Annotated in this window: 18 protein-coding genes; 9 read left to right on the plus strand and 9 right to left on the minus strand. The window is 42.3% G+C overall.

Features of this window, described 5'->3' with window-relative positions:
• Position 1 precedes the first annotated feature (1 nt).
• The 4 genes from BM375_RS13895 (at position 2) to BM375_RS13910 (ending at position 5,365) form a co-directional block, all read left to right on the plus strand.
• Positions 2-1,687: a SusD/RagB family nutrient-binding outer membrane lipoprotein gene (locus BM375_RS13895; RefSeq protein WP_093366925.1), complete on the plus strand. Its 1,686-nt coding sequence runs from the start codon at positions 2-4 to the stop codon at positions 1,685-1,687.
• Between the two features lie 14 nt (positions 1,688-1,701).
• A complete protein-coding gene (locus BM375_RS13900) occupies positions 1,702-2,562 on the plus strand; it encodes a glycerophosphodiester phosphodiesterase family protein (protein ID WP_093366926.1) in 861 nt (286 codons plus the stop codon).
• 41 nt (positions 2,563-2,603) lie between these two features.
• Positions 2,604-3,908: a DUF3748 domain-containing protein gene (locus BM375_RS13905; RefSeq protein WP_212611687.1), complete on the plus strand. Its 1,305-nt coding sequence runs from the start codon at positions 2,604-2,606 to the stop codon at positions 3,906-3,908.
• Between the two features lie 215 nt (positions 3,909-4,123).
• Positions 4,124-5,365, plus strand: a complete 1,242-nt coding sequence (locus tag BM375_RS13910) for a bifunctional pirin family protein/GNAT family N-acetyltransferase (protein WP_093366927.1) — start codon at positions 4,124-4,126, stop codon at positions 5,363-5,365.
• Between the two features lie 296 nt (positions 5,366-5,661).
• Here the strand turns inward: BM375_RS13910 and BM375_RS17505 are convergent, their stop codons facing one another.
• The 8 genes from BM375_RS17505 to BM375_RS13945 form a co-directional block, all read right to left on the minus strand.
• A complete protein-coding gene (locus BM375_RS17505) occupies positions 5,662-5,991 on the minus strand; it encodes a hypothetical protein (protein ID WP_244525911.1) in 330 nt (109 codons plus the stop codon).
• A complete protein-coding gene (locus tag BM375_RS17510) occupies positions 5,949-6,422 on the minus strand; it encodes a hypothetical protein (RefSeq protein ID WP_244525915.1) in 474 nt (157 codons plus the stop codon). The genes BM375_RS17505 and BM375_RS17510 overlap by 43 nt, the downstream gene beginning before the upstream one ends.
• Positions 6,379-7,446 (minus strand): AI-2E family transporter, encoded by a 1,068-nt coding sequence (locus tag BM375_RS13920; RefSeq protein ID WP_093366929.1) that lies wholly within the window; start codon positions 7,444-7,446, stop codon positions 6,379-6,381. Before BM375_RS13920 ends, BM375_RS17510 begins: the two co-directional genes overlap by 44 nt.
• A 90-nt stretch (positions 7,447-7,536) precedes the next feature.
• Complete coding sequence (locus BM375_RS13925) at positions 7,537-7,872, minus strand: SDR family oxidoreductase (protein ID WP_317614820.1); 336 nt, start codon at positions 7,870-7,872, stop codon at positions 7,537-7,539.
• A gap of 185 nt (positions 7,873-8,057) precedes the next feature.
• Positions 8,058-8,663, minus strand: a complete 606-nt coding sequence (locus BM375_RS13930; protein WP_093366932.1) for a hypothetical protein — start codon at positions 8,661-8,663, stop codon at positions 8,058-8,060.
• Positions 8,664-8,858: 195 nt separating this feature from the next.
• On the minus strand, positions 8,859-9,434 hold the full coding sequence (locus BM375_RS13935; protein ID WP_093366934.1) for a YceI family protein: 576 nt from the start codon (positions 9,432-9,434) through the stop codon (positions 8,859-8,861).
• A 39-nt stretch (positions 9,435-9,473) separates the two neighbouring features.
• The gene (locus tag BM375_RS13940) at positions 9,474-10,193 is read right to left on the minus strand and encodes a pirin family protein (protein ID WP_093366936.1); all 720 of its coding nucleotides are present in this window, start codon (positions 10,191-10,193) and stop codon (positions 9,474-9,476) included.
• 94 nt (positions 10,194-10,287) lie between these two features.
• Positions 10,288-11,028 carry a DsbA family oxidoreductase gene (locus tag BM375_RS13945; protein ID WP_212611688.1) on the minus strand — a complete coding sequence of 247 codons (741 nt, stop codon included), beginning with the start codon at positions 11,026-11,028 and terminating at the stop codon, positions 10,288-10,290.
• Between the two features lie 412 nt (positions 11,029-11,440).
• Here BM375_RS13945 and BM375_RS13950 point away from each other — a divergent pair, with 412 nt between their 5' ends.
• Positions 11,441-12,157, plus strand: coding sequence for a 3-ketoacyl-ACP reductase (locus BM375_RS13950; protein ID WP_093366938.1), 717 nt, complete (start codon positions 11,441-11,443; stop codon positions 12,155-12,157).
• A 308-nt stretch (positions 12,158-12,465) separates the two neighbouring features.
• On the opposite strand, the gene BM375_RS13955 is transcribed toward BM375_RS13950, so the two are convergent.
• Positions 12,466-12,723, minus strand: coding sequence for a SemiSWEET transporter (locus BM375_RS13955; protein WP_093366940.1), 258 nt, complete (start codon positions 12,721-12,723; stop codon positions 12,466-12,468).
• 317 nt (positions 12,724-13,040) lie between these two features.
• Here BM375_RS13955 and BM375_RS13960 point away from each other — a divergent pair, with 317 nt between their 5' ends.
• From BM375_RS13960 to BM375_RS13975, 4 genes are all read left to right on the plus strand, one after another.
• Positions 13,041-14,027 carry a TolB family protein gene (locus tag BM375_RS13960; RefSeq protein ID WP_093366942.1) on the plus strand — a complete coding sequence of 329 codons (987 nt, stop codon included), beginning with the start codon at positions 13,041-13,043 and terminating at the stop codon, positions 14,025-14,027.
• Between the two features lie 17 nt (positions 14,028-14,044).
• On the plus strand, positions 14,045-14,650 hold the full coding sequence (locus BM375_RS13965) for a hypothetical protein (RefSeq protein ID WP_139227599.1): 606 nt from the start codon (positions 14,045-14,047) through the stop codon (positions 14,648-14,650).
• A gap of 70 nt (positions 14,651-14,720) precedes the next feature.
• Positions 14,721-16,751 (plus strand): tetratricopeptide repeat-containing sensor histidine kinase, encoded by a 2,031-nt coding sequence (locus BM375_RS13970; RefSeq protein WP_093366946.1) that lies wholly within the window; start codon positions 14,721-14,723, stop codon positions 16,749-16,751.
• Positions 16,744-17,364, plus strand: coding sequence for a response regulator transcription factor (locus BM375_RS13975; RefSeq protein WP_093366948.1), 621 nt, complete (start codon positions 16,744-16,746; stop codon positions 17,362-17,364). Before BM375_RS13970 ends, BM375_RS13975 begins: the two co-directional genes overlap by 8 nt.
• The last annotated feature ends 42 nt before the right edge of the window (positions 17,365-17,406 follow it).

Consider the following 17,406-nt stretch of genomic DNA (forward strand, 5'->3'; position numbering starts at 1 on the left):
GATGAAAAATATTTTTTATAAATACTTTGCAGTTGTTTTTGCGATACTGACATTCGTTGGATGCAATGATAAATTAACGGAACTCAATCAAAACCCCAATGGTGTGGATCCTGACAATGCAAATGTGAATCTTTTACTTCCGGGGATTCTGACGAAGATGTCCGGTGCTTATGCCGAGTTAGATAACGGCATTAGCAGTGGTGTGGTGCAGCATATGCAGGAAGATGGATGGTATAATAGCTATAACCATTATGTTTGGTCCAATCGCGATTGGGGCAATTGGTACAATGTGCTTCGGGATAATGAGTTAATGATTAAAAGTGCGGTGACAGGTAATTTTCCTATGCACGAGGGTATCGGCTATGTAATCCGGGCATTTTCGTTTGGCACAATCACCGATCTATGGGGTGATGCACCCTATACAGAGGCACTTAAGGCTGGGGAAGATGTCATTCAACCTGCTTTCGATAGTCAAGAGGTGATTTACAGGGGCGTGTTGGCCGATCTTGATAAAGCAGTATCCTTGTTTAAAAATAATACCAATACCGGGATTATTGCCAATAGCGATCTGGTGTATCAGGGCAATATTGAGAAGTGGCATCAATTTGCCAATACGCTCATACTGCGGTACGCGATGCGCCTGTCTGCAAAATTACCAGATGTAGCTTCTGAATACATCAAAAAAGTATATGATGGAGGCGTATATATTGATAAGAGCGTTAATGATGCGGGAGTTCGATTCTTAGGAAATACCAGTGTTGATTCCTGGTACATGGCACAACAGTTTGATTCAGATGGGGGGAGTGGTTTTCGTAGACGTAAACCGGCGAAACCGCTGGTTGATAATCTTCTGGCGAGTAATGACCCCCGATTGCAAGTTTGGGTAGCTCCTGTTCATTGTCAGTGGGTTGAAGACCTCACGCTTACCGTTCCTACCGAACCATTCGTACGGAAAGATGATGTGCCGCAAACCTATGTCTCATTGACTGATGAACAGTATGTGGCTGAGATTGAAAAAGGACATAAGTTTACGCGTCATTACAACCCTAATTTGTTGGGACATAGCCTGGATACAGATTTGTATGTGGGAATTCCGGTAGGTTCTATGGCACCTGATGGTTATAACAATAACCCGACTCCTGGTCAGTCGGTACAAAACCAGCATGTATCGCAATTGGCTCCTAAGTATAGAGCCACTACGGGTGATTTTTTACGCCGTCGGCTGAGCTCCGCAACAGAAACCCTTTTTATTCTGGCCGAGGCTGCACAACGCGGATGGATAACTGCCAGCGCCGAGACATATTATAATGAAGCCGTACGCCAGTCACTCCAATCTTGGGGAGTAGCGGAGTCTTATAGTGCTTTTATAGGTCAAAGCAGTATTAAATATGATGGCACATTGAACAGAATAATCGAACAAAAATGGATAGCAAGCTGGAATTGCTCTACCGAAGCATGGATGGATTTCAGAAGAACAGGATTGCCGCAATTGGTTGCAGGACCTGCCTCGGCAGAACCGGTTCTGCCAGTACGACTTATTTATGGCAACAATGAACTGTCGGCTAACCAGATGAACGCCAACGTAGCTATCGAAAAGCTCGAAGAAACAGCGCATTCCAATATCCGGGGTAAGAATAGCCAATGGTCTAAACCATGGTTGTTACAAGGAACAAATAAACCTTGGTAATCGTATAGAAGAACATGAAGCGTAAAAGAGTGTATTGGCTGTATTGCCTCCTTCTTCTATTCATATCCTGTGCAGTTCCCAAACAGCACAACTTTGCCTTGCTGAACAAAACACAGCAGGGCAAAGTATGGGTTGTGGCGCACAGGGCGAATACCGGTGAAAATATATACCCGGAGAATTCTATAGAAACAATGCGTTCGTGCATAGCCTATGGTATGGATATCATGGAGATCGATGTTCGAGAGACTGTCGATGGACACCTCGTGATACTACATGATAGTACTGTAGATCGGACTACGAACGGTCATGGAAAAGTGAAAGACATGACGTTAAATAAGCTCCGAGAGCTCCGCCTTGTTCACCAAGGTGATACTACCCCTTATGTTGTACCGACTTTGGAAGAAGTATTTAAGTTGATTAAGGGAAATATTCTAGTGGATCTGGATATTAAATTTGAAAATCCACAGTCCTACAAAAAAATTGTGGATTTGGCACAGCAGTATGGTGTTCAGGATCAATTGTTAATCTTCCTATACGATAAAAATGACATTAGCCGTATCCACTCTATTGCAAATGGTATTCAGCTATTGCCTCGGGCTAGATCGGTAGAAGATTTAGATTTTATGAAACAATATGATTTTATCCATATTATTCACATCGACGACAGCTACTATGAAGATAGCCTGATGCAGGGACTCATCAATAGCGGAACACGTGTATGGCTCAATACCCTTGGTAAATACGATCAAGCAGAAAGAGAGAATAAAACGGGGTTTGAAGATTTTTTCACGAAAACACCGCATGTTAATGTTGTACAGACAGATCTATCTTTGCAACTTATTGCATATTTGAAAGACAGGGGCTGGCGAAACTGACTTTACTTAATATAGTGCGCAACGGGTTAAGACAGGAAGATATGATGTATATATTCCCCTTGTTAAGCATACTGATGGTGATGTTTGATGTGCAAGAAAAAAATAATATGGAAAGAAGGATAGATAGTTTAACGAGGTCGGATATAGGCCACACACTACATCATAATAATGTCTTTTCTCCGGATAATAACTGGATTGTTTTTGACGGACGTAATGACGATACGAAAATCGGTGAAACATCCAGTATAGGTATGGTCAATGTACATACCGGAGAAGAAAGGTTGCTGTATAAAACAGCGAATCAGACGATTTATGGGCCAGGTGTCGGGGCAGCCTCTTTCAGTCCTGTAGAAGATATGGTGGTGTTTATCCACGGTTTGTATGATGCTGATTCGGTAAAACCTTACGATATAACCCGTAGATTCGGGTTGGCTGTAAACATGTACAACCCTATGGTAGGTATGCCGATGGATGCGCGGGATAGCCATGCTCCTTATACAGCAGGGGCGCTGCGTGGAGGCACACATTCCCATTGTTGGAGTGGCGATGGGAGGCTAATTAGTTTTACATATAATGACGAGTTTGTCGATCCGGATTTGCGGATGGTTGGTGTTATGGTGCCTACGGAAGAACCCGTTGTCATATCCAGTCTGGAGGAAAATAATAAGGGCAAAAAATATGCAGCAATAGTTACCGATGTTGTTCGTGATCCCTTACCGGGTTCGGATGAGATTTCTAAAGCTTTTGACGAGTGTTGGGTCAGTAGCCATACGAATTATACTATAGCTTTTCAGGGAAATACGCGCAATGAGGAAGGAGAAACCATCACAGAAATCTACTTAGTTGACATTGATCCAGCACGTATTTTGCAGGATTCCTCGGCTGTGGGGAAGGAGGGAGAGCGTCCTCGCACTCCGGATGGTATCCGTCAACGTCGGTTATCCCGTACGCTTAAAGGGCTTTCTGACTTGAGACATTGGTTGCGGTCGGATGGACGTTATGTGTATGCTTTAGCCAAGGACGATGACAATCGAAACCAGATAGTGCAATGCGAGGTTAGCAGCGGTAGGTTTACAACCGTTTCGGATTTTGACTTTTCTATTTCTTCACCTATCAATATGAGTCACCGAGGAGATAAGATCACTTTTGTTGCTAATAACAATATTTACCTCTTTGATTTAGCAATCAAAAAAAGTGTCATGTTGACATCCAATTCCCCCGAAGATTTAAAAATAGTTGGGGCACCGGTGTTCTCCAGAAAAGATGACATGATAGCCTTTAATCAGTATGCAGAAAGTAATGGAAATGAATATATACAAATAAAGATAGTCCATTTATGTGATTAATTAAATAATCTGTACCCTGCTGGTTATTAAAAAAATGAGGCGAGAAACTTTAGGCCTTTTACTAACTAACCAATTATTAATCTAAGCTTAAAAACAATATATATAGCAACAAGAACAGTTTTTAACATATATCAATGCATATTCAAATCGGTTAGCGTAGATTTGTATGAAAGTAAGATTAGAAGACAATCATCAAAAATCAAAACTTATTCAATATGCAATCAAATGTAGGCCTCATTTTAGAAGAAAAAGCAGCCAATATCGGCAATTTTATGGTAGGCAGGCTTCTGCCATTTCGACAAAAAAGATCAGTTGGTCCTTTTGTGTTTATTGACCACATGGGACCGGCATGTTTGAAAGAATACCAGAACCTCGATGTTCCTCCACACCCCCATATTGGCCTTTCCACATTGACTTACCTCTTCGATGGCGCTATCTTTCATCGGGACAGCCTGGGCAATGCAATAGAGATAAAACCCGGTGAGGTCAACTGGATGACGGCAGGTAGGGGCGTAGTACACTCTGAACGCACACCCGATTACCTAAGAAAAGAAGATAAATTTTTGCATGGATTGCAGATATGGATTGCGCTGCCTAAGTCTTTGGAGCAGGCTGATCCTTCCTTTTTTCATATCAGTAAGGAAGATATCCCCGTGTGGCAAGAAGAAGGCGTTTACTATAAGCTTATTGCAGGAACACTTGGTGAGCACCGTTCTCCCGTTCCCGTGCATAGCCCTTTGTATTTTATAGAAATTAAAACAAAGACCGCGCAGACGATAAATATCGGTCCGCAGCTCTTCGGTGAGGTTGGGATGTATGTTCTTGACGGCACGATAAATATCGGTCCGCAGCTCTTCGGTGAGGTTGGGATGTATGTTCTTGACGGCACGGTAAATATCGAAGGCAACGATTACGGTTCCAAGCAGCTGTTGATCGCCAAAAATGCTTCCCTCTGTCGGTTCGAAACCAATGGAGAGACCACGCTGTACCTATTCGGCGGCGAGCCTTTTGAAGAAGAACGGTTTATGTTCTGGAATTTTGTCAACTCCGACAAGGCCGTTATCGAAAAAGCCAAAGAAGACTGGAGAAAGCAGAATACTGAAGTCTTTCCCAAAGTGCCTGGAGATGAAAAAGAATACGTTTTACTACCAGAGATGAAAAAGAAAGAAAATATAGTAACATTCCACCAAGAGGAGAACCAGCGTAGGGGAAAATTTGTCATTTTAGAGAATGATATCCCTGCAGGAGAGATGACTTATGTCTGGGCTGGAGACAATAAGTTTATTATAGACCATACCGAAGCCTATGAGGCCTTTAACGGAAAAGGTTATGGTAGGCAATTGGTCATGAAAGGAATTGCGTATGCAAAAGAAAAAGGCGTGAAGATTCTTCCGCTGTGTCCTTACGCTAAGAAGGTCATGGAAGGAGACGAGCACCTGCGCAAGATGATATTCTAATAAGATTGGCGGGATACGTTTCTTATAAACACAAAAAAATCCTGAGGCGGGGAACCTCAGGATTTTTAACTAACTAACCAATTATAAACCTAATTTATGAAAAGTATAATCATACAATCAAACCCTGTGCCAATCTTTTTTTTTCATGTTGATTTGACAGTTTTTTACATTTGAACGGTTAAGGCTGCTTTAACAACAAAGGAGATTCAGAACTTTGACGACAGTATTAACACGGCAGCTAGTGACCTTGAGCATATTCGTCGGAACCACCTCCGCACATCTAATTCTACAAGACCTTATCTCCATCCCAGATCAGGGGCTACGTGCTCTAAGATAGCCGACAGGATATGCACATTATAGTCTACTCCTAAAGTATTCGGTATCGTTAAAAGTATTGTGTCCGCTTCCCGGATAGCTTCATCCATGGCCAGCTCTCTGATAAGTACATCCGGTTCTGCAGCATAGCTTCTTCCAAAAATGGAACGTCTATCAGCTTCAATCATGCCTACTTTGTCCGTCCGATTCGTTTCATTACCAAAGTAGTATCTATCCTGATCGTTCGTCAGTGCAAATATCGAACGGCTCACTGATACCCTTGGTTCTCTTTGATGGCCCGCTTTTTCCATGCTTCTTTGTATAGTCTTATCTGCTCAGCTTGCTGTATATGAAATGGTTTATCACTTTCGTCATCTTTTAAGGTAGAACTTTGAAGGTTCATACGTTGCTCTGCTGCCCATATAGCTGTTGCGTTGGATCCCGCGCCCCACCATATTCTATCACGTAGACCCTTAGAATGGGGTTCCAGTCTCAACAAACCCGGTGGGTTTGGAAACATTGGGTTAGGGTTGGGCTGTGCGAATCCTGTGCCGGAGAGCTTTTCTAAAAAGAGCAAGCCTTTTTCTCTTCCCATATCTATGTCTGTTTTTCCTTCCCCTGCTTCATAACCAAAATACCGCCAACCATCGATTACCTGTTCCGGCGAACCTCTGCTGATCCCCAACTGTGTACAATAGTTATTTTTTGCTTTTCCAAAATGATTTTTTGGCTTTTTTATCACTTCCAATGAGGTAGGCGAAGGGTTTAAGATGCGGTACGCGATCACAAATTATTTTTACAATGCCTATTACAGGAATGGCGAGCACCATTCCGGGAATCCCCCACAAAGCTTCTGCGACGACTAAGCTGAATATGGTAAACAGTGGATTGATGTTTACTTCATTGCCTACGATAAGTGGTTCTAAAAGGTAAGTCTGCACAAACTGTACACATGCATATATCGCCACCACACCTAGAATCATATTGGTGTCTCCACCTTGAGCCGTAACTCCCAATATAGTTATAGCTGTGCCCGTAAGGTTTCCAATAAACGGGATCAGTTCCAATAGCCCACAGATAACAGCAAAAAATAGTGCATTTTCTACGCCAATAGACGTAAAACCAAATCCGTAAAGCACCCACAATACAACAATCATTTTTGCTAATCCTGCCATATAACCCGCGGCAACCTGACTGGCAGAATCTACAATTTCAATGGTGCGCCCTTGAAGGTTATTGGGAGTTACCCTAAGTAAAAAATTTTTTAATCTGGAACGATAAAATAACAGCAAGTAGGTATAAACCATGACCAGAATAAAATCAATGAACAAGCTAAAGAATCCAGAAGCAAATTGTTGTGCCATTCCAGTTGTGGCCCCCCCGCTTTTCACTTGCTCCTCGGCAATAGCCTTCTGTCTTTCCTGATCGATTCCCAGACGATCCCGTATCCATTCTTGGAGATTTGAAACGGTTTCGGTCAGATTCTTCTTCATCGAATCTACTTGTTCAGCAAACCCCTGTAGTTGCCAACTTAATAAAAAACCTAGCCCGGTAAGGCATGTAAGCAATATAGCTATTGATATAAGAGCACTGGCCCAGCGGGGGCATCCTTTCTTTTCTAACCATGCTGAAGGGGCTACAAACAACATGGCTAAAATACCGGCAATAGCCATGGGAGCTAATACTTCCTTGCCATAATATAAAATGATAACCGTCAATACGATGGTCAGAGCTACCTGTAGTTCTTTAGGGAGTGCTTTAATCATGCTGTTTCGTGAAAGATTTATCTATATTGTTTTAAGATAAACAATCGCAACACGAAATGGTTGGAGTCACGATATAAATAATTCTTTGGTTTATGTAAGTTGTCGTAAAGGTTTTATTTTCAATTCTACAATAGAAGATCTTCGGTCTTGCTGCAGTATAAAGTAAATGACCGATGCGATATCTTCGGCTTTTAACATTTCCATTTTTTCTTCCAATTCACGTTGATCTTCAGGCGTAGCTTTTTGCATATCGGTACCAACAGCGCCGGGTTCAATCAAAGATACACTTACGTTATGTGGGTTTAACTCTTTACGTAAGGCTTCTGTGAATCCTTGTATGCCTGACTTTGTTGCTACATATCCCGAACTCTTTCCCCCACGGCTATCAGCACTCATTGAACCTATATTAATAATATTTCCTTCGATGGGCCGTGGTTCTTCCTATTCCGGCAGTTCCGCCTGTTAAGAATACTTTTTGTCTTGTTTTCATGTAATTTCCATTTTAATCAGCTTGTAATAGTGAATTGCGGTATTCACCAGATAGCGAATTATCGTTCAAATGCTGTCTACGTATAGCGAATTATTCGATAGGATCCCCTAATTCACTTAAATCAAGGTTTTTCGATGTCTCCCAATCCTTCAATAAGTGCTTTCCATTGAGGAAATGATGCTCCCAGCTTTGCACCTAACCCCACCATAAAGTTTCGGAAATTATCCAATATGGAGGCGTTATCCGTATTTATTACTTCGTTACGGCCTGCATAATGTAAATAGATATTTTTATCTTTCTGCTCTAACAGGATAGAAGAGGTGGCTATTCGCTTAAAAAAGTGTGCGGTGTCCGTAAGGTCCTGTGTCGGGTCGGGAGCAGGACGCAATGTCAGGATGATATTTATATCCTCATTTTCTATTGTTTCCGTGATTTGCTCCACCTGCACCCAGTCATATCCTTTTGAAGAAGGTAATCCTGGTCCGGGGATATCGATCTTTATATAGTCACCCTCTTGAACCGGTCTATTTAGTGTATGACCCGCCGTGTCTTTAATAGTAAATGTTGCTGAAGGGAGCTCTGCTATTTTATCCCAATGGTTGACATCCAATAAACGGGTCTTTACCCGTTCATAGAATAGCTCCGCCTGCTCTCTGGAATGTAAAGTGACAGACTTATAACAATCCAATGATTTGCCTTCAAACTGTCTTGGAATATCGCCATTCATTAGTTTAGTATTTATGTGAATATTATATAATAAACAGTCATAGCGACGGAGAGTTTTTTCGTTTAATACCTGAAATGCGTGTGAAGTTCTTTTGCAATACCGTATAAATACGAATATGAAAGAGCCCTTAGGAGGTGTAAAGAAAAAGCCGTCCCAAATAGGGGGACGGCTTTAGATACTAGTACTATTGCTTTTTTATTTATGACCGAATTCGCCATCTGCTTTAATTTGGACTTCGTCGCTAATCATCGGAGCAGGGAACTTGTTACCTAAGCCAAAATCCGATCGTTTAATTACTCCTGTAATCTGGATTCCTGCTACGGGAGCTCCTTCCGCATTTGGGTTCTTGGTAGTTCCCCGGTATTTCATGGTCATCGTAATCGGTTTTGTCACCCCTAATAAAGTAAGATCGCCCTCCAATGTATAGGTGTTTTCTGCCGATTTTTTTACCGTATTACTTTTGAATGTCATGGTAGGGTGTTTCTCAACATCAAAAAAATCGGCGCTTTTTAAGTGGTTATCCCTTGGCTCTACTCTTGTGTCTATCGAATTAGTCTGCACCGTTAGTTCGACAACAGCATCACTGAAATCTTCGGTGGCCGACACAATAGAGACATCATATGTGTTGAAATGGCCGGGAACATCAGCGATGCCTAAGTGGGTAACCGTAAAACCGAGCTTCGAATGGTACGGATCTGCCGTCCATGTCGTTTGAGCAAACAATCCTATTGATAAGAATAGGAATGCAAAAAATGTTGTTAACTTTTTCATTTTAGTGTTGTTTTAAATTATTTCGTATTTATTTACTCATTATATAATCATTGGAACTTCCATCAACAATACCTCCGCATCTGCTGTAGCTTCCAATGTAAATGTTTCGGTTTCCCAAAGCCCATAGCCATCCCGTCTGTCCAACGCCTGGTCATCAACAAGGATACTCCCATTAAGAACAAAAATGTATACACCATTGTTTGCACCATCTTTAACGGTATATGTTGTTTTGTTCCCTTGTGCTATACAGCCCATATGAAACCATGCGTTCTGATGGATCCATACACCGGCAGATTCCCTATCGGGGGAAAGAACCTGTTCTAACTGATTAGGGTGTTTTTTGTAGCTTAATTTAGCTTGGTCATATCGGGGCTGGACGTCCCGTTTGTTTGGGAAAACCCATATTTGAAGAAATTCGGTAGCTTCATCGGGTATATTGTTAAACTCGGTATGGTAAATGCCCGTACCTGCGCTCATCACTTGGATTTCACCGGGCTTGATTACGCCTTTATTTCCCATGCTATCTTGGTGCCTTAGTTCTCCTTTCAACGGAATGGAAATGATTTCCATGTTGTTGTGCGGATGTTCACCAAAACCTTGCCCCCCGGCAACCCAATCGTCGTTTAATACGCGCAAAGCACCGAAATGCACGCGGTCTGGATTATGATAGGAGGCAAAACTGAATGTGTGGAAACTTTTGAGCCACCCATGGTCGGCCCCACCCCTGGAGCCGGCTTTATGTAAGATTGATTTTGCCATAACTTCCTGTTTTTAATAATACAAAGTTACAGCAGTCTTCCTTTCAATCCCTTGATGTATGTTAAGAAATAGATTTTAAATTTCGACCTTGTTCCTACTGGCAATCCCCATCCGGTGTACATACGTTTCCGTCCGTTATTTCAAGGCCCCCTGTAGGATTGTCTTTTTGCCATTCAGCATAGGATTTCTCCAGTGTCTCGACGAAGGCCTCTACGGGTTGCGCTCCTGAAATGGCGTATTTGCGATTGAAAACAAAAAATGGAACACCGCGCACACCAATCTGTTGCGCTTCTTGGATATCCTGTTTCACCTCGTAAGCATAGTTCTCGTTGGTTAAAGCTTCGTGCACTTCCTCTGCACTAAGCCCTACCTCTTTCCCAACCTCCACTAAAGTGTCGGTATCGCCCAAGTCTTTGTTCAGAGTAAAATGCGCATGGAAAAATAATTCTTCTGCTTTGTCTCCCCAGCCTTTGGTTTTAGCAAGTTGGATAACGCGATGGGCCTTAAAAGAGTTATATACAACGGCATCATCCAAGTGATATTCTAAACCAGCTTTTGCTGCCATAAGGGTAACCTGCTGCTGCATAGCTTCGACTTGTTGCAGAGGCATACCTTTTCTTGTAGAAAGATATTCAGGAGTAGTCATTCTTTTTTCCACGTCCTCTGGTATTGTCGGGTCGAGTTGATAACTCTTCCAAACAATATCTATATGCGATGCGTTGTTAAACTTCGCTAACGCCGACTCGTAGTGGCGCTTTCCAATATAACAAAACGGACACATAATATCGCTCCATACCTCTACCTTCATTTTAGAAGAATTTTCTGCTTTGCTCATGATTGTGTTACCTGTTTTTTAAATTTCTGTGTTTTTACAAAGGTAAGTATTAAGGAGCAAAAGAGGGTAAAATCAAAAAATCCTGAGGCGGGGAGCCTCAGGATTTTAACTAACTAACCAATTATAAACCTAATTTATGAAAAGTATAATCAATTAATCAATCTCTGTGCCTTTCCGTGCTACAACGTATAGGCTTAACAAATTTTAACAAAACGCTTCGCTGCATTACGCTAATACCGACAGCTGCGTGCTACTTATGACATTAATTCTCTGCCATAATTGCGCAAAGCACGCCAAAATGCATTTATTGTCAGGGAAAATCCTCAAAACCTTTTAACGATAAGTTGACAATTGTGTTTTCCGGATACTGCTGCTTTCTGTTTACATTTGGGAAACAAAAATTCAATGAACGATGACAGAGTTAAAAGGTAAAAAAGCGATTGTAACAGGCGGTGGCCGTGGTTTAGGAAAAGCTGTGGCGTTAGCGTTGGCATCAGCGGGTGTACATGTCGGTGTTTCAGGACAAAACGAAGCCAATTTAAAGTCGACTGTCGAAGAGTTACGTCAATATGGTGTGGAAGCCTCTTATGCCGTATTCAATATAGCAGAAGCAACCACTGTAAATCAAGGTGTGGAAACACTTGCCGCATCCCTAGGAGGTATAGATATATTGATAAACAATGCTGGCGTTGGGCAGTTTGGGAAAATATTGGACATGTCAGCTGCTGATTTTCATAAAGTTTTTGACATCAATTTCTTTGGTGTATACCATGTCGCTCGTGCAGCATATCCCTATCTTAAGAGTTCAGGGCAGGGCGATGTTATTAACGTAGCCTCTACTGCCGGTCTCAAAGGGGGCGCAGGAATGTCGGCCTACGCCGCTTCTAAAGCAGCCGTAATATCCCTTTCACAATCTATGATGGCCGAATGGCGCAAGGATGATATACGCGTGGTTACCTTAACGCCAAGCACCATTGCCACCGATATGAGTATTCAAGGAGGGCTAACCGATGGAAATCCAGAAAAGGTTTTGCAGCCAGAGGATTTTGCACAGTGGGTGTTAGACATTCTAAAAATGAACCGCAGAGCATTGATAGCAAATGGATCAATTTTCAGCACAAATCCGTAATCACAAAAAAAATGTATTCCTGCACAATATCTTCTCCTATCGGACGTTTTATATATAAAGAGCAGCACAAAGTAAACGATCTCTTAAATGAGACCGTTATTTAAAATAAACGCTTCTTAATGTATCTGCAAAAGATTAGCAAAAGGTTAATCCGAAAAAAGAAACAAAGACACAGAAAAAAAAGGTACAAAAGATTAAAAAGCAAAAAAGGGTTCAGAATTTAGCTGAACCCTTTTCCTTTTATATACTTTTACCAGAACAAGTAATAGGAAGGAGCTACACTCGCGTGCCCAATCACTATACATACCTTATTGACGGTTCCGAAAGAAAAAATAACAGATTAACAAAGTCGTATTTACGATGACTGAAAATGCGTTCGACAGAATAATAGGCCAGTCCGTTAATATGATGCCATAAACGACCCATAACGATACACCTGCTAATAGAATAGCAACCATCATTGGCGAAAGGTTATCCACATCTTTTTCCTTTATAACCTTTATTAGCTGCGGTACCATAGAGATGGACGTCAATATACCGGCTACAATTCCTATTGCTGTTTCCATAAGGGGAGTTATTAGTTGTTCTTCTTATACAACAGGTAAAACGGTCAGTAGTTCATGGATAGAATAGGTTTAGTAAAAATCTATTCGCTCCGAAAATCCCAGTTTACAGTATTACGCGCAAGCCATCATAAGCATGCGGTAGTTTGATTTACGATTTATTTTGGTTTTGACGAAATATTCCCCGTGCTATATACCCTGGCATTGGCAATCTGCCTGTATGCACAAATTCCGTTAGCGATAAAAATCCTTGTTTTCGTGGATTGAATGCTTTTGAATTCTCCGTTAACTTTGAAAATGGAAACGTTAAAGATTAGGATATGAAAAAGTTGACTACGCATTTATTTATTGCTATTTGTTTTTTTCTGCTGCTTATTGGATGTTCCAAGGAAAATAACGACCCTGGAGGAGATGAAAACCCAGACGGGATGCTTTATCCAGCTACACTGAAAGGAACAATCTATTACGATTGGGCAACGGAAGGTATTCTCAAAATAAGTTTACCGGATGGAACCGGAAGTTCTTTTATTCCTGATGATTCTAAACTCAACAACTTTGATATTTCGCGCGATGGGAAGTTGAAGTTGACGGTCGTCAATGCCAGTACCCTTGGGCAATATGATATCCGGTTCACGATCAGCGACATCAGCAACGGCAGTATCGTTGAAGAGTTTATCTATAACGGTCCCGGACTTAGTGCTTACTGCAAAGGCTATCTCTCTCCGGATAATAGCTTGATTTTAGTCACGTCCAATGAAAAGGAAGATGGACTTACTGTTTTGAAAAGAAATGGAGAATTTGTAGCCCGCATTGTCGACATTAATGGCGAACGTCTTGGTTTTAACGAAGCACGGCTTTGGTTGCCCAACAATAACATTGTCATCACCCACGGCAAATATATAATCCGAATAGCTCCGCCCTACACTTCGGGAACACTAATAAAAGAAATGGACTACGAAAATTGGGATGAACTGACTGTCAATCAGGCAGGAACACAGCTCGCTTTACAAATTGCGAATCATATTTACACGATGGATATCGATGGTTCCAATTTAAAGCAGGTAACCACCAGTAATTTTAAGGAATCTGTACCTCAGTTTTCACCTGACGGGAAACATTTACTCGTAGGCAGCGAATATAAACAAACCGGTCCATTTGGCTATATGTGGTATATGAAGATTATTCCAAACGACGGAAAGCAATACAATGTAGATCCGATCGAACCAAATTCGCCGGGTGTTATTCCTGTTGTTGTCAGGGGGGAGGACCGTATTGCAGCGGCAGGCGGACAAATGATGTGGAGATAATTTAAAAAGAAATAGCGATGAAAAAAATAATGTTATTCATGGTATCTATTCTTCTTTTAGGATGTACCAAAGAAGATGATCAAGTTCGCGAAAGTGAAGATTTTAGTAGTCTCTATGGCGGGATACCCTATAAAGGAACGGTTCGCGGCAGCCTTTTATTGGAAGGCGGCAATAAACTGGATCTTTCGGGAGCGGGAAGTATCGCCCTTATCGAAGATACGAGAGATTCCGTGTCTATTGTTTTTCTGTCAGATATCGAAGATCTGGGCGAGATTAATATTAAAATACGTGGAAAATATGACAGGAAGTCATTTTATACGGGGAATGAAAATTCTGATATATATTTTAAAATTACCGACCAGACAATAAATGGAGAATTCATCTCCGAAACGCAGGAGATGACCTTCGATGGAAGACTGGAGAGGGAGCAGGGGCAAATGAAAATGCTCGCAGTATTCAAAAAAGAGACAGAAAGCTTTCCCAAGGGAACAAGATTGGAACTTAATTTTAATACCAGCCGCGATGTTACAGAAAACGATAGCGGCGGGTCAGGCTGTCAGATGCGCATGGTTCCTATATGGGGTCCTAATGGTATGACCATGGGGATGGTTCCGGATTGTTAATTCGGAGATTTATCTGTATTTTCATTTCAATATTTTTCGTAGGCAACGAAGGATAGTGATTATATCGCATATGGCGCAGAAATTCGGGTTACTTGTTTTGTATTTGCTGTTTATAACAGCACAAGGATTTAGCCAGTCGAAAGATGAGGTAAGGCAGTATGGCGATAGCCTGTATCGGCAACTTCAACAGGTCAAAGATCAGGAAAAAAAGGCAGAGGCCCTGTTGGATTTGAGTTTTTTTTGGTCAGATTATGACACGACAAAAGCATTATCGTATATCCGCGAAGCCGAGGGTGTTTTAGGAAGCGTCAGTAATTCCACGTATTACCGTGGGCTAAAAAGCTTCTACCGTGCTGCGGTCTATTTTGAGGCCGATCCCAGCAAGGCCAAAGAAAGCTACATGCAGGCAGAGGGCTACCTAAAAGATGTCAAGGCCGAAAACTATCGGCAGGCTTCCCGTTATCGCGCACGTCTGTGGGCCAGTTACGGAGCTTTATTGCAACGCGAAGGTAAAGCGCATGAGTACGTCGAAATTCTGATAGAAAAAGTCATTCCCTTGGCCGAAAGCATCGGAGACTCTGCCTTAATGGGAAATAACTATCAGAATGTCGCCATGAATTTGATGAATTTGGGCGATTATGATAAGGCTGATGCATATTATGAGCAGGCACTGCATTTCCTTCAGGATAAAAACGAAGCTTTAGAAGAACGTTTTACATTATATAGCAATGCAGCGCGCAATGCCACGCTCAGCAAAGATTACCAGAAGTCGGGCCGATTTTTAGATAGTGCAGCCATATTAGCTACCCAGATTCCAAACTCGCCCTACATTCCCATATATCATGCCGTCTCGGGGAGTCATTGGGCAGCGGTCAAAAATTACGCGAAAGCACATGCGCATTTTGAAAAAGGTCTGTCTGCAGCAAAAACACAGAACAATGAAGATATGGTCGCCACGCTGCTTTTTGATCAGTTCACGGCCTACCAAATGAACAGCCAGTATGCTTCTGCAAAAGAAAAGCTGTTGGAAGCATTGCCGTATATACAGCAAAAACCCTCTTTACGAAACAAGCAGATGGTATACTATAATCTGGCTAACACCACCACTAAGTTAGGCCAGTACCAAGAGGCTGTCAAATGGTATGAAGCCTACAAAAACGTATCAGACACCCTGCTTTCCGATAGGAGCCAGGCTCATATACACGAACTGGAAACAAAATACCAGACAGCCGAAAAGGAGAAAGCGCTTCTGCAAGTGAAGACGGAAAGCCAACAACAGCAGCTTTCCCTGCAAAATACCCGTATGCTAGCCGGTATTTTGCTGCTGACCACTGTGGTATTGGGGATCGTCAGCTACATGTGGTATACAGCGTTGAAGAACAAGAAAAAACTCGCGGCACAGAAAGAAATGCTTTTGCAGGAGGAGCTGAAAAACCAACGGCAACAAGAAAAGCTCAATCTCTATAACGCCATGCTGCAAGGACAAGAGCGCGAACGTAGCCGAATAGCCAGAGACCTGCACGATGGCCTAGGCGGCATGCTGGCAAGTGTTAAGCTGAAATTATCCGCGGTTGCTGCCACTGTTGATAAACACCAGATTAAGAAAGAATCCGACATGGAATTGTACACCATTATCAATCAATTAGACCATTCAGTCAATGAGCTGCGTCGGGTAGCCCGCAATATGATGCCCGAATCCCTGCTATATATGGGGCTCGAAGCTGCTTTGAAAGACCTGTGCGATGCCATGACCAATGCTGAATTAAAGGTCGATTTTCAAGCATCTAACTTACGTGCCAATTATCCGCAGCCTTTCCAGATCGCGGTATACCGGATTGTTCAGGAACTGCTCACCAATGCTGTAAAACATAGCGGAGCCTCGCAGGCTTGGGTGCAATGCAGCGAAGAAGATGGAAAACTTTTCATTTCCGTAGAGGATAATGGCCGAGGATTTGACGCGGAAAAGGATCTGTCTAAAAAAGAAGGGATCGGTATTTCCAATATCCGCAACCGCGTAGAAATATTAAACGGACAATTTGAGATCGATGCCACGTTAGGCAGAGGCGCATCGTTTCACATTCAACTTGAAGTACATGGCTAAAGAAATCTCCGTCATCATTGTTGACGATCATCCGCTGGTGCTGAACGGGTTTGAGTTTATTTTAAACACAAATTCGGATATCTTGCTCAAAAGCACCTTTACCCGCGCAACGGATGCTTTGGCTTTTTTACAGGCCGAACAGGTGGATGTGGTTCTGATGGACATCAATATGCCCGATATGAACGGTATCGACGCTACTGAAATCATCCGTAAATCTTATCCCGAAACACAGGTTATAGCCATCAGCAACCTCAATGAAGGAAGTATCGCTTCGCGTATGCTACAAGCTGGCGCAACAGGCTACCTGCTCAAGAATGTTTCAGCAGAAGAGCTCATCGATGCCATACAATCGGCGTATCGGGGTGAGCAGGTCTTGAGTAAGGAGATGATTCCTGTACTGACAAATCCGGAGGATACCGTGCCTAAAATAACAGAAAGGGAGCGGGAGGTCCTTGCGTTGATGGCACAAGGACATACCACGCCGAAGATCGGTGAAATTATGTTCATCAGCCCGCTTACCGTCGAAAGCCATCGAAGGAATCTTTTACAGAAGTTTCGGGTAAGCAATTCGGTGTCCTTGATTCACAAAGCCACCGAAATGAAATTTATTTAGTACAGGGCTTCCTTGGGCAAGTCGAAGAAATCGTATAAAATG

Origin of the sequence: Sphingobacterium wenxiniae, assembly GCF_900116225.1 — a bacterium.
GTDB classification, from domain to species: Bacteria; Bacteroidota; Bacteroidia; order Sphingobacteriales; family Sphingobacteriaceae; genus Sphingobacterium; species Sphingobacterium wenxiniae.

Excerpts from the sequence above, each read along its gene's own strand:
- BM375_RS13940 (WP_093366936.1), bottom strand. The coding sequence starts at position 10,193 with ATGGCAAAATCAATCTTACATAAAGCCGGCTCCAGGGGTGGGGCCGAC.
- BM375_RS13935 (WP_093366934.1), bottom strand. The coding sequence starts at position 9,434 with ATGAAAAAGTTAACAACATTTTTTGCATTCCTATTCTTATCAATAGGA.
- BM375_RS13900 (WP_093366926.1), top strand. The coding sequence starts at position 1,702 with ATGAAGCGTAAAAGAGTGTATTGGCTGTATTGCCTCCTTCTTCTATTC.
- BM375_RS17505 (WP_244525911.1), bottom strand. The coding sequence starts at position 5,991 with ATGGAAAAAGCGGGCCATCAAAGAGAACCAAGGGTATCAGTGAGCCGT.
- BM375_RS13950 (WP_093366938.1), top strand. The coding sequence starts at position 11,441 with ATGACAGAGTTAAAAGGTAAAAAAGCGATTGTAACAGGCGGTGGCCGT.
- BM375_RS13955 (WP_093366940.1), bottom strand. The coding sequence starts at position 12,723 with ATGGAAACAGCAATAGGAATTGTAGCCGGTATATTGACGTCCATCTCT.
- BM375_RS13910 (WP_093366927.1), top strand. The coding sequence starts at position 4,124 with ATGCAATCAAATGTAGGCCTCATTTTAGAAGAAAAAGCAGCCAATATC.
- BM375_RS13945 (WP_212611688.1), bottom strand. The coding sequence starts at position 11,028 with ATGAGCAAAGCAGAAAATTCTTCTAAAATGAAGGTAGAGGTATGGAGC.
- BM375_RS13970 (WP_093366946.1), top strand. The coding sequence starts at position 14,721 with ATGGCGCAGAAATTCGGGTTACTTGTTTTGTATTTGCTGTTTATAACA.
- BM375_RS13965 (WP_139227599.1), top strand. The coding sequence starts at position 14,045 with ATGAAAAAAATAATGTTATTCATGGTATCTATTCTTCTTTTAGGATGT.
- BM375_RS13920 (WP_093366929.1), bottom strand. The coding sequence starts at position 7,446 with ATGATTAAAGCACTCCCTAAAGAACTACAGGTAGCTCTGACCATCGTA.
- BM375_RS13895 (WP_093366925.1), top strand. The coding sequence starts at position 2 with ATGAAAAATATTTTTTATAAATACTTTGCAGTTGTTTTTGCGATACTG.
- BM375_RS13930 (WP_093366932.1), bottom strand. The coding sequence starts at position 8,663 with ATGAATGGCGATATTCCAAGACAGTTTGAAGGCAAATCATTGGATTGT.
- BM375_RS13960 (WP_093366942.1), top strand. The coding sequence starts at position 13,041 with ATGAAAAAGTTGACTACGCATTTATTTATTGCTATTTGTTTTTTTCTG.
- BM375_RS13975 (WP_093366948.1), top strand. The coding sequence starts at position 16,744 with ATGGCTAAAGAAATCTCCGTCATCATTGTTGACGATCATCCGCTGGTG.
- BM375_RS13905 (WP_212611687.1), top strand. The coding sequence starts at position 2,604 with ATGATGTATATATTCCCCTTGTTAAGCATACTGATGGTGATGTTTGAT.